Raw genomic sequence first — 12,366 nt, 5'->3', positions numbered from 1 at the left:
ATCAAATCTTACTGAGCAGGAGCAGCCGGAGTCTGTGCGCCCTGCAGTTCAAACACCACATCAACCTGGTCGTCAAACTGAATAGTCTGCTGATCGTAGGTATCCTGAGCGGAAGCCGGCGCTGCTGCGTTCGCTTTCATCATGCGAACCATCGGCGCTGGCTGGTAGTTAGAAACGTGGTAACGCACGCTGTATACCGGCCCCAGCTTGCTGTTAAAGCCTTCTGCCAACAGCTTCGCCTGACGGGTCGCATCGGTAATCGCTTCTTTACGTGCTTTATCCTTGTATTCTTCCGGATGTGCAACGCCCAGGGACACGGAACGGATTTCGTTCAGGCCGGACTTCAGCGCACCATCAAGCAGTTCGTTCATTTTATCCAGCTGACGCAGGGTGACTTCCACCTGGCGTACCGCACGGTAGCCCTTCAACTGGGTTTTACCGTCTTTCAGGTAATCATATTCTGGCTGTGTGCGCAGGTTGGCGGCATTGATGTCCTTCTTCTCTACGCCATTTTTCTGCAGGAAGGTCAGATATTGCGCCACGCGATCGTCAGCCTGTTTTTTGGCGGAAGCTGCGTCCTTAGCGGTCACATTGACTTCGATGGCGAGCGTGGCGATATCAGGTACTGCATCGACGCTGGCTGTCCCGGAGGTGACCACGTGCGGCCCGTTTGGCAACTCGCCTGCCTGTACAGAAACAGAACCTAATCCCATTAACGCGGCTAATGCTAAAATTTTAAACTTCACTGTAACTCCTCCGTGCTACGTTCCACTGTGATTACGCCGTTCGACAAACTCCCGGCGTCTGCCAGCAAGCTTAGCCTGTAATAGTAACTTGTCTATCAGATTATGGCGAATTAGCCCACGAGCGCCGCGATATGCTGCACGCCATCTCTGGCCAGCTGAGCCGCGATAACCCACATCACTACGCCAACGACGCCATTAATAATACGCTGGGCTTTCGCCGTGCGCAGACGTGGCGCAAGCCAGGCGGCAAGCGTTGCCAGACCGTAAAACCAGAGAATAGAGGCGCTGATGGTGCCCAAAGCAAACCAGCGTTTCGCTTCATCAGCAAGCTGGCCACCCAGGCTACCGAGCACCACAAATGTATCCAGATAAACGTGCGGGTTGAGCCAGGTGACCGCCAGCATAGTGACGACGATTTTCCAGCGCCCCTGCTTGAGCACCTCTGCCGAGGCTAGTTCCACATTGCTGCTCATCGCCGTGCGCAGCGCGCCCCAGCCGTACCACAGCAGAAATGCCACGCCGCCCCACGTGACCAGCGCCAGCAGCCAGGGAGACTGCATCAGGATGGCACTGCCGCCAAAAATCCCGCCGCAAATGAGAATAATGTCGCTCAGCGCGCACAGCGAGGCGATCATCAAATGATACTGACGACGAATGCCCTGATTCATCACGAAAGCATTTTGCGGCCCCAGCGGAAGAATCAGCGCCGCCCCCAATGCAATACCTTGAAAATAATAAGCTAACACGCTGCACACCCTTCAAATATTCATCATTTGGCGTGAGTGTAATGCGCAAAAATTATTAGAGGAAATGGATATTATTAATCACTAATAAGAATTACTAATCACCAGAGGCAAAAATAAGGCCAGCGGAAGCTGGCCTTGAGGATTATGCGTTTTCAGCGTCGTTCGTTTTACGAACGTGAACGTCCATTTGCGGGTAAGGAATGCCGATGCCATTGGCATCCAGCCCCTTCTTAATTTGCTCCAGCACGTCCCAGTAAACATTTTGCAGGTCGCCGCTCTTACTCCAGGCACGCACCACAAAGTTTACCGAAGAAGGCCCAAGTTCATTAACACGCACCGTGATATCTCTATCTTTTAGCACGCGCTCGTCGCGGCTCACGATATCGGTGAGGATCTGCTTAACCTGGTCGATATCAGCCTCGTAAGAGACGCCAATGATAAATTCATTACGGCGCACCGGCTCGCGGGAGAAGTTGATGATATTGCCGGCGATGATTTTACCGTTTGGCACCACCACGATTTTGCCGTCAACCGTGCGCATCGTGGTGGAGAAGATCTGCACGTTAAGCACGGTGCCTGCAATGCCGCCGAGGTCAACATACTCGCCGGTACGGAACGGACGGAAGGTCACCAGCAGCACGCCTGCGGCGAGGTTGGACAACGAGCCCTGTAGCGCCAGACCAACGGCCAAACCGGCGGCACCGAGAACGGCAATCACGGAAGCGGTTTGCACCCCAACCCGGCTCAGAGCCGCAATCAGCGTGAAGGCAATAATGCCGTAGCGTACCAGCGCGGAGAGGAAATCAGCCACGGTGCTGTCTATGCCACGAGCCAGCATCAGGCGATTCACCGTGCTGGAAATCAGGCGGGCAACGATCATCCCGACAATCAGGATGGCAAGTGCGGCAACGATGTTCACCACATAACTGAGCAGGAGCTCCTGATTTCTCGCCAGCCAGCCTCCTGCATTGTGAATACTGTCTACTACGTTGAGATCTTCCATTTACTGTTCCTTGTCCGAAAAGTTTCTACGCCTGGAGAGGCAGCTCAGACCGTAAAGGGTAAACAAAAACGCATGAATGTGCCAAGCAGGTCACAAAATTGTTCACGAATTGCGTGTTAATACGGCAAAAGAAGGGAAAAACCCGGACATCTGTCCGGGCTTATTAGCGGCTTACAGCGCCTGGGTGAAGGTTCTGGAAATCACGTCCTGCTGCTGCTCGCGGGTAAGCGCGTTAAAACGCACCGCGTAGCCGGAAACTCGAATGGTTAGCGTCGGGTAATTTTCCGGATGTTCAATGGCATCCATCAGCATCTCACGATTCATTACGTTGACGTTCAGGTGCTGGCCGCCTTCCGTTTTAACATCGTGATGGAAATAACCGTCAAGCAGCCCCACCAGGTTATGGCGACGAACGGAGTCATCTTTACCCAGCGCGGCCGGAACGATGGAAAACGTATAGGAAATGCCGTCTTTCGCGTAGCTAAACGGCAGCTTCGCCACGGAAGTCAGCGAGGCCACGGCCCCCTTAGTGTCACGCCCGTGCATCGGGTTAGCACCGGGAGCGAACGGCGTTCCGCCCCTGCGCCCATCGGGCGTATTACCCGTTTTCTGCCCGTAAACCACATTGGAGGTAATCGTCAGGATCGATTGCGTCGGCACCGCGTCACGGTAGGTGGGCAGCGCCTGAATTTTCTTCATAAAACGTTCAACCAGGTCACAGGCAATGGCGTCCACGCGGTCGTCATTATTGCCGTACTGCGGATAGTCGCCCTCAATCACAAAATCTACCGCCAATCCGGTGTGGTCACGTACTGGCTTAACCACCGCGTGTTTGATAGCCGAAAGCGAGTCCACCGCCACCGAAAGCCCGGCAATCCCGCACGCCATCGTGCGGTAAACATCCCTGTCATGCAGCGCCATCAGCGACGCTTCGTAGCTGTATTTATCGTGCATATAGTGGATGAGATTAAGCGCCGTCACGTACTGCACCGCCAGCCAGTCCATAAAGCTATCAAGGCTGGCCATCACCTTGTCATAGTCCAGCACGTCGTCGAGCAACATCGGGGTTTTAGGCCCGACCTGAATCTTCAGCTTTTCATCCACCCCACCGTTAATGCAGTACAGCAGGGTTTTCGCCAGGTTGGCGCGAGCACCAAAGAACTGCATCTGTTTGCCAATGATCATCGGGCTTACGCAGCAGGCAATAGCGTAATCGTCACTGTCGAAATCGCTGCGCATCAGATCATCATTTTCATACTGCAATGACGAGGTTTCGATAGACACTCTGGCAGCATAGACTTTGAACGCGCCCGGCAGCGCTTCTGACCAAAGAATGGTCAAGTTAGGCTCTGGCGCAGGCCCCATGGTGTGCAGCGTATTCAGGTAGCGGAAGGTACTTTTCGTCACCAGCGTACGACCGTCCAGCCCCATTCCGCCCAACACTTCGGTGGCCCAGATAGGATCTCCGGAGAACAGCGAATCAAACTCCGGCGTGCGCAGGAAGCGCACCATGCGGATTTTCATAATGAAATGGTCAATTAATTCCTGCGCCTGCTGCTCGTTGAGCAGGCCAGATTTAATATCGCGCTCAATGTAAATATCGATAAAGGTCGCGGTACGCCCAAGCGACATCGCCCCGCCGTTTTGCGACTTCACCGCCGCCAGATAGGCAAAATACAGCCACTGAATTGCCTCCTGCGCGTTGCCTGCAGGTCGCGAGATATCAAAGCCGTAGCCTGCGGCCATTTCCTGAATTTGCAGTAACGCGTGGCGATGTTCCGCCAGCTCTTCACGCAGGCGAATCGTCGCTTCAAGATCCTCCCCACGCTCCAGCTTCTGCTGCAGATCGGCAAACTGTAGCTCACGCTCGCGGACCAGATAGCCGATGCCATACAGCGCCACGCGGCGATAATCCCCGATGATTCGGCCACGCCCGTAGCCGTCCGGTAATCCCGTTAAAACGCCGGACTTGCGGCAGCGCAGAATATCCGGCGAATAAACGTCGAACACGCCCTGATTATGGGTTTTGCGTAATTCGGTAAACTGGTATTCGAACTCGCGATCCATTTTTCGACCATAAGCTTCAAACGAGCTTTTGATCATATTGATGCCGCCAAAAGGATGCAGCGCGCGCTTCAGTGGTTTATCCGTCTGCAGGCCAACGATCTTTTCACGTTCCTGAATAATGTAGCCGGGGGCGTGAGCGGTAATTGAAGTAGCAACGTTGGTGTCAAAGTCTACCGGCGCATGGGTGGCATTTTCGACACGAATGCCTTCCATCACCTTTTCCCACAGCGCCGTAGTAGCCGCCGTCGCTCCCGTCAGAAATGCATCATCCCCTTCATACGGCGTATAGTTTTGCTGGATAAAATCCCGAACGTTAATTTCATGCTGCCAGCTTTCTCCACGGAACTGCTGCCAGGCATGAGCATAATTATCATGGGAGATATCAATATCCATTTTCATTAATTCAATCCTCTGTACAACAAATGAGATTAAGCGAATTCCGCTAAATGAGAGGCTTTCCCCAGCCGTCGGGCATCAAAAGCAATCATTTTTTCTTCATTGGTAGGAATTACCGCGCACAGCACCGCAGAACTTTCGGATGAAATAATTCGCTCGCCGTCAGAATTAGGCCGCGCGTTTTTTTCTTCATCCATTTCTATGCCGAATACGCGTAAATGTTTAATGACCAGCCTGCGAATAAGCACGGAATTTTCGCCAATGCCGCCGGTAAAAATTAAACCGTCAAAACGGGGGAGCGAAGTAGCATGCCCGCCTATGGCTCTGGCGATACGGTGCACAAAAGTGTTTATCGCCAGTTCGGCACGAGCGTCACCTTCCCGCCAGGCTTTCTCCAGCGTCCTCAGGTCGGAAGAGATACCCGAAAGCCCCAGCAGGCCTGATTCGGTGTTTGCCACCTGCTCAAGGTCATCCAGCGATTGCCCGGTTTGCCTTGCCAGCCACACCATCGCCCCGAAGTCCACGTCGCCACACCGCGTGCCCATGATGAGCCCTTCCAGCGGCGTCATTCCCATAGAGGTATCGACGCTTTGCCCTCCTGCAACCGCACAAACCGACGCGCCGTTACCCAGATGAGCAATCACCAGCCCTGATGAGACGCCTTTCAGTTCAGGCAACTCAGCAGCCTGCATTGAAACGTAGCGGTGAGAGGTGCCGTGGAACCCATAGCGCCTGACGCCGTGCTCTTTGAAGTAGCTGTACGGCAGGCCATAAAGGTAGGCTTCCGGGCTAATCGTCTGATGAAAACTGGTATCAAATACCGCGACCTGCGGCACGCCAGGAAAGCGCAGCCGGGCAGAGGCGACGCCGCTAAGGTTGGCATAATTGTGCAGCGGAGCGAGCGGTGAAACGGCACGAATTTGCTCCACAACCTCATCCGTGAGCAATACCGATTCGCCAAAAATAGCCCCGCCGTGCGCAATGCGGTGGCCTATATAGGCCACGCATTCAATCAGGTTGCGCTTTTCAAGTTCGAGAGCAATTGCCGCCAGCGCATCTTCATAATCGGAATGAGCCAACTTCACCGGCTCGCCGCTATTAACAATCAGCGTGGTCGCCTCGGTGTTAATCCCCTCGCAAATCCCCGCTAAAAGTGGCTCCATGGAAATTTCATCCAGCACGGAAAACTTAACTGAAGATGAACCACAATTTATGGTTAATATTACCGGATATTCATTCATATTAACGTTCACTCATCCTGAGCCCATGACGATTAATTACAAGATTTTGTATACGATATTCAGGATCGTCAGCAGGCCGATCGCGGTAACGAAGATGTTTTCGGTTCTGCCTCTATATTTGCTCAGCGCCGGGACTTTACGAATAGCGTACATCGGCAGCAGGCACAGCAGAGAGGCAATAATCGGGGCCCCCATTGCTTCAATCAGGTCAAGAATGTTGGGGTTAGCGTAGGCCACAACCCAGGTTGACCCCATGATAAACGCCATGCTGATCAGATTAAGTTTGCTCTGAGAAATCTTCGTTTTGTCGCTCTTATAGCCAAACTTCAGGACCAGGCCATTCAGCCCTTCCAGCGTACCCAGGTAGTGACCAAAGAAGGATTTGAAAATGGCCACCAGGGCGATAATCGACGCGCCGTATTCCAGCACCGTGGCAAAAGTAGACTTAGAACCGGACAGCGAAGAGAAATGGTTAGCGAGGTAGGACAGCACCGGAATGTTCTGCGCTTTCGCTTCAGCCATGTTCTGCGGCGACAGCGTGAACAGGCAGCTGAAGGCGAAGAACATCACCACGCCGACCATCAACATGCTGGCACGTGAGATGATTTTTGAGCACTTATCTTCGGTATAGGCTTTTCCGAAATCCGCTTCGTACTCTTCGCGCTTCGACACTACAAAAGAAGAGACAATCGGCGAGAAGTTAAAGGAGAACACCATGATGGAGATACCGAGCCACACCGTCACCAGAATGCCGTCATGCCCGGTCAAGGCGATTTCACTCAGATTCACCTGCTCGATAACCGCCGAATTCCAGTAAGGGATCAGCGACAGGGAAATAATAATCAGGCTCGCGATGAACGGGAAAACGAGATAGCTCATCACCTTCACCATCAGATCCTTGCCGAAGAAGATGACAAAGGCCATCAACATCAGCAGCAACAGCGCGACCAGCCCACGATTTAACGGCATAAGCTGGAGCTGATTTTCCCAGAAGGTCATGAAGGTGTTAGTGATGGTGACGCCGTAAATCCACAGCAGCGGGCAAATGGCAAAGAAGTACAGGAAGGTGATAACCACCCCGCCGGTTTTACCAAAATGCTCCTCTACGGTTTCGGTGATATTTCCCGATGGGTTACTGCCGGAAAGGCACAGCCGCGCCAGCGCCCGGTGGCAGAAGAAAGCGATTGGGTAGGCCAGGACCAGCATGATCAATATTGGGATCAGGCCGCCATAGCCCGCGCGAATCGGGAAAAACAGTACTCCCGCGCCGATGGCGGTGCCAAACAGGCCGAGGGTCCAGGTGGTATCGGACTTACGCCACAGGGAGGATTCTTTTTGACCAACAAGGGTTGTTTCTGCATTACTCATAATGAAGATCCTTATTTAACTCAGGCAGGCTTCCGCGGTGCCAGTAATTTCAGAGACGCGAGACAAATCAATATTTCCGCCAGAAATAATACTCACGGTTTTCCGGCCTTTAATATAATGGTCAAGCTTGCCGCTTAATAAAGCAGCACAGGCAAGCGCACCGGCCCCCTCGGTGACAATTTTGTTTCTCTGAATAAGTGCCACCATGCTATTTCTGATCTCTTCTTCGCTGACCAAAATAATATCGGTGACTAATTTTTTAACGATTTCGAAGGTTAACGCCCCTGGGCGAGCGACGTCACAACCGTCAGCCAACGTGCTGCTTGCTCGATACGCGGTAATTTCGCCAGTACGGAAAGAAGAGGCCATGCCGTGAACGTTTTCTGCCTGCACGCCAATAATATTAATCGTTGGGTTAATGGATTTAATCGCTACCGCAATCCCGGCAATCAGGCCACCGCCGCCAATAGGCACAATCACATTATCGACGTCGTATAGATCTTCAAGGATCTCCAGGCCAATCGTGCCCTGCCCGGCAATCACTTTTTCATCATCAAAAGGTGGGATAAAGATGCGCCCTTCGGTTTCAACAATCTCGCTAACCTTAGCGATGGTTTCGTTAAAATTGTCGCCGTGGATAATGACCTGAGCCGAATAATCTGTGGTGGCGGCGACCTTCGACTTTGGTGCCCCTTTTGGCATCACCACCTTGCCGTTGATACCGAGAAGCGCACAGGACAATGAAACGCCCTGGGCATGATTCCCCGCAGAGCAGGCCACGACGCCCCGGGCTCTTTCCTCTTCGCTCAGCGAGCTAAGCTTGTTGAATGCGCCGCGCATTTTAAACGAGCCGGTGCGCTGCATATTTTCAAATTTTAAATAGATGTCACCTTTACAGCATTCGCTAAGATAATTAGAGCGAGGCATCCCGGTTTTATACACAAATCCAGATATTCTTTTTTTCGCTTCGAGAACATCGTTAAAAGTGACAGGAAGTTCGTTGTCGATATGCATGTTGACCTCTGCATTAAAAATGCAATATTAGAGATGGCAAATAGATGCAATTCGCCGCCCTTGGTTAATTAATAATAAAAAGCGAGTTGGTTAGTTTTGCTAAGCCACCACCGTTAATTTATTAAATTGATATTGATTACGTACTGAATGCACTCTGGCTAATTCGACCAACGTGGCGGCTGATTTTTTTATTCGGCAATTTTTTGACCATACCGCGGCATAGCGTGCTACAGGCAGTTCATCCGTTAAGGGAACCTGAATAAACTCCTGAGAACCAAAGGGGGCGATCATTTCACGGGGAATAATCGTCAGGAAACCGGCGGTCAGCACCATGTTATAGATGGTGACTACGGAGTCAGTTTTGATGATTTTATCGCTGGTGATGTGGTTCTTTTGCAGGATGGTCAGGAGTTCGCTGTAGTAGCCCATTTCGGTGTGAGGCAACACCCACTGCTCATGGCTTAATGAGCGAAGCGTCATCGCGCCTCCGCGCGTTCGTGTTCGGCTGGCAACCAGAATAAACTCTGATTCGAACAGCGGCTCAATATGTAAATCCTGAAGTAGCATTTCGTCGCTGAGCGTGCCGATAGCAAAGTCCAGCCTGCCGTCGCGTATTGCCGGTAAGAAGGAACAAAGCTGCGCTTCAAACATCGAGACTTCGGCATGAGGGTACAGCTCTTTGAAGGCTTTCATCATGCCCGGCAGGAAAGTAAAGCCGATAAGTGAAGGATAGCCGAAGGAAACATCCACCGCCTCGCTGCCGACCAGGCTGCTCATTTCGTTGCACATATTGCGCATTTCGCGGGTAATAGACTCGGCGTAGCCGAGCAGCACTTTACCTGCCACGGTGAGCTGAACGCCGGTATTTTTGCGAATGATAAGCTCCAGTCCGAACAGAGCCTCCATGTCGCTGATAATTTTACTGACCGCTGGCTGAGTCAAACCCATCTGCTTCGCCGCAGAGCCAAATGAACCACTTCTTACCACTTCCTGAAATACGACCAGGTGCTGTGTTTTAGGTAATGTCGTATTATCCATAAAGCGCCATGCCTAATAAGTTGCCGATGGCAGCGATCTTACGAATTCCCCGTTAAAGGTTATGTGCTGCGACTCACAACTGCTCAACCATGATTTGTTCAATAAGCACTCGAATACAATAAAATACAAAAATAACAATGAGTTATGATTTTGCGATCTGCCATTTATATGATTAAGGTCAACCTAAATATCCTGAATAAAATAAAGTTATGGTGATAATAAATTCATATAAATGTCAGTAAGCTGTTATCAGAAATGAAAATTTATACAGATTGCCGTTAATTCATCCAGCCAGGTAAAAATATGATTTAATATTAAAAACACCTGCAAATATTACACTTTTATTTGAATATAAAAAAACCCGCCGAAGCGGGTTTTCACTAAAGCAAGGCTAAACTCAAATTACAGAACGTCTACCGCGTTCAGCTCTTTGAATGCCTGCTCCAGGCGAACGATCATGGAGCTCTGAGCTGAACGCAGCCAGACGCGTGGATCGTAGTATTTTTTGTTCGGCTGGTCAGCGCCTTTCGGGTTACCCAGCTGACCCTGCAGGTAAGCTTCGTTTTCTTTGTAGTAGTTCAGAATACCTTCCCAGGTCGCCCATTGGGTGTCGGTATCGATGTTCATTTTGATAACGCCGTAGCTTACGGAGTCTTTGATTTCCTGAGCGGAAGAACCGGAACCGCCGTGGAAGACGAAGTTCAGGCTGTTGTGCGGCAGGTTATGTTTCTTAGAAACATAGTCCTGAGAGTCGCGCAGGATGGTTGGGGTCAGAACCACGTTACCTGGTTTGTACACGCCGTGCACGTTACCGAAGGAAGCCGCGATGGTGAAGCGTGGGCTGATTTTGCTCAGCTCGGTGTAAGCGTAATCAACGTCTTCTGGCTGGGTATACAGAGCAGAAGCGTCCATGTGGCTGTTGTCCACGCCGTCTTCTTCACCGCCGGTGCAGCCCAGTTCGATTTCCAGGGTCATGCCCAGTTTGGACATGCGAGCCAGGTATTTTGAGCTGATTTCGATGTTTTCTTCCAGAGACTCTTCGGACAGGTCAATCATGTGGGAAGAGAACAGTGGTTTACCGGTAGCGGCAAAGTGTTTTTCACCCGCGTCCAGCAGGCCATCGATCCACGGCAGCAGTTTCTTAGCGCAGTGGTCAGTGTGCAGGATAACCGGAACACCGTAATGTTCAGCCATCTGGTGAACATGGTGCGCACCAGAGATTGCACCCAGGATAGCAGCACCCTGTGGAACATCAGTTTTCACGCCTTTACCAGCGATGAAAGCAGCACCGCCGTTGGAGAACTGAACGATAACCGGAGATTTTACTTTCGCAGCGGTTTCCAGAACGGCGTTAATAGAGTCGGTACCGACGCAGTTAACGGCTGGCAGAGCAAAGTTGTTCTCTTTTGCTACCTGGAAGATTTTCTGTACGTCGTCGCCAGTTACAACACCTGGTTTTACGAAATCAAAAATTTTAGACATGTTGATGTGTCCTGTAGGCCTTGGAAAAATCGAATCACCGTCCTGAATCTTGCCGGGCGGCAATAAATCAACGGGCAGGATACCCTGCCCGTAGGAATTACTTCTTAGCGCGCTCTTCGAGCATCGCTACAGCTGGCAGTACTTTGCCTTCCACGAACTCGAGGAATGCGCCGCCGCCGGTAGAGATGTAGGAAATTTTGTCTGCGATACCGAACAGGTCGATAGCCGCCAGAGTGTCGCCGCCGCCTGCGATAGAGAAGGCTTCGCTGTCTGCGATAGCGCGAGCAACGATTTCGGTCCCTTTACGGAAGTTAGGGAATTCGAACACGCCGACCGGGCCGTTCCACAGAATGGTTTTCGCGTTTTTCAGGATTTCAGCCAGTTTCTCAGCGGAAACATCGCCCATATCCAGAATCTGCTCTTCGTCTTTGATGTCGTTCACGGACTTCAGGGTTGCAGTCGCGGTTTCGGAGAACTCGGTCGCAACGCGAACGTCGGTTGGTACTGGGATATCGCAGCGGGTCAGCAGTTCTTTCGCGGTATCAACCAGGTCTGCTTCGTACAGGGATTTACCGACGTTGTGGCCTTGAGCTGCCACGAAGGTGTTCGCGATGCCGCCGCCAACGATCAGCTGGTCAGCAATTTTGGACAGGGAGTCCAGCACGGTCAGTTTGGTAGAAACTTTAGAACCGCCAACGATAGCAACCATTGGACGAGCAGGTTCTTTCAGGGCTTTACCCAGCGCTTCCAGTTCGTCTGCCAGCAGCGGGCCTGCACAGGCAACGTCAGCAAATTTAGCGATGCCGTGAGTAGAAGCCTGCGCACGGTGTGCAGTACCGAATGCGTCCATCACGAACACGTCGCACAGTGCGGCGTATTTTTTGGACAGCGCTTCGTCGTCTTTTTTCTCGCCTTTGTTGAATCGAACGTTTTCCAGCACAACCAGTTCACCCGCGGCAACTTCTACGCCGTCCAGGTAATCTTTTACCAGACGAACCGGGTTAGACAGTTTGTCTTTCAGGTAGTTAACAACTGGCAGCAGAGAGAATTCTTCGTTGTACTCGCCTTCGGTCGGACGACCCAGGTGAGAAGTAACCATGACTTTAGCGCCCTGTTTCAGAGCCAGTTCAATGGTCGGCAGAGAAGCACGGATACGTGCATCGCTGGTGACTTTCCCGTCTTTAACCGGCACGTTCAGATCGGCACGGATGAAAACGCGTTTGCCCGCCAGATCCAGATCGGTCATCTTAATTACAGACATGGTG

At 51.7% G+C, this 12,366-nt stretch carries 10 protein-coding genes; all 10 read right to left on the bottom strand.

What is annotated here, in order from left to right; translation table 11 throughout:
* Positions 1–8 precede the first annotated feature (8 nt).
* On the bottom strand, positions 9–746 hold the full coding sequence (locus ACE38U_RS11155) for an oxidative stress defense protein (RefSeq protein ID WP_038479089.1): 738 nt from the start codon (positions 744–746) through the stop codon (positions 9–11).
* 110 nt (positions 747–856) lie between these two features.
* Positions 857–1,492, bottom strand: a complete 636-nt coding sequence (gene argO / locus ACE38U_RS11150) for an arginine exporter ArgO (RefSeq protein WP_375529748.1) — start codon at positions 1,490–1,492, stop codon at positions 857–859.
* A 142-nt stretch (positions 1,493–1,634) separates the two neighbouring features.
* On the bottom strand, positions 1,635–2,495 hold the full coding sequence (mscS, locus tag ACE38U_RS11145; RefSeq protein WP_375529747.1) for a small-conductance mechanosensitive channel MscS: 861 nt from the start codon (positions 2,493–2,495) through the stop codon (positions 1,635–1,637).
* 171 nt (positions 2,496–2,666) lie between these two features.
* Positions 2,667–4,961, bottom strand: a complete 2,295-nt coding sequence (gene pflB / locus ACE38U_RS11140) for a formate C-acetyltransferase (protein ID WP_375529746.1) — start codon at positions 4,959–4,961, stop codon at positions 2,667–2,669.
* A gap of 29 nt (positions 4,962–4,990) precedes the next feature.
* The gene (gene tdcD, locus ACE38U_RS11135; RefSeq protein WP_038479075.1) at positions 4,991–6,199 is read right to left on the bottom strand and encodes a propionate kinase; all 1,209 of its coding nucleotides are present in this window, start codon (positions 6,197–6,199) and stop codon (positions 4,991–4,993) included.
* Between the two features lie 36 nt (positions 6,200–6,235).
* Entirely contained in the window at positions 6,236–7,567 is a 1,332-nt protein-coding gene (tdcC, locus tag ACE38U_RS11130; protein ID WP_038479072.1) for a threonine/serine transporter TdcC, read from the bottom strand.
* 15 nt (positions 7,568–7,582) lie between these two features.
* Positions 7,583–8,581 (bottom strand): bifunctional threonine ammonia-lyase/L-serine ammonia-lyase TdcB, encoded by a 999-nt coding sequence (gene tdcB / locus ACE38U_RS11125; RefSeq protein ID WP_038479069.1) that lies wholly within the window; start codon positions 8,579–8,581, stop codon positions 7,583–7,585.
* Positions 8,582–8,680: 99 nt separating this feature from the next.
* A complete protein-coding gene (tdcA, locus tag ACE38U_RS11120; protein ID WP_176981589.1) occupies positions 8,681–9,619 on the bottom strand; it encodes a transcriptional regulator TdcA in 939 nt (312 codons plus the stop codon).
* Between the two features lie 402 nt (positions 9,620–10,021).
* A complete protein-coding gene (gene fbaA, locus ACE38U_RS11115; protein ID WP_038479063.1) occupies positions 10,022–11,101 on the bottom strand; it encodes a class II fructose-bisphosphate aldolase in 1,080 nt (359 codons plus the stop codon).
* A 97-nt stretch (positions 11,102–11,198) separates the two neighbouring features.
* The gene (gene pgk / locus ACE38U_RS11110; RefSeq protein WP_038479059.1) at positions 11,199–12,362 is read right to left on the bottom strand and encodes a phosphoglycerate kinase; all 1,164 of its coding nucleotides are present in this window, start codon (positions 12,360–12,362) and stop codon (positions 11,199–11,201) included.
* Positions 12,363–12,366 lie beyond the last annotated feature (4 nt).

The organism is Cedecea selenatireducens, from assembly GCF_042138895.1.
GTDB lineage: Bacteria > Pseudomonadota > Gammaproteobacteria > Enterobacterales > Enterobacteriaceae > Cedecea > Cedecea selenatireducens.
Note: the sequence above shows the minus strand (reverse complement) of the source record. Positions and strands in the feature narration are given on the sequence as shown.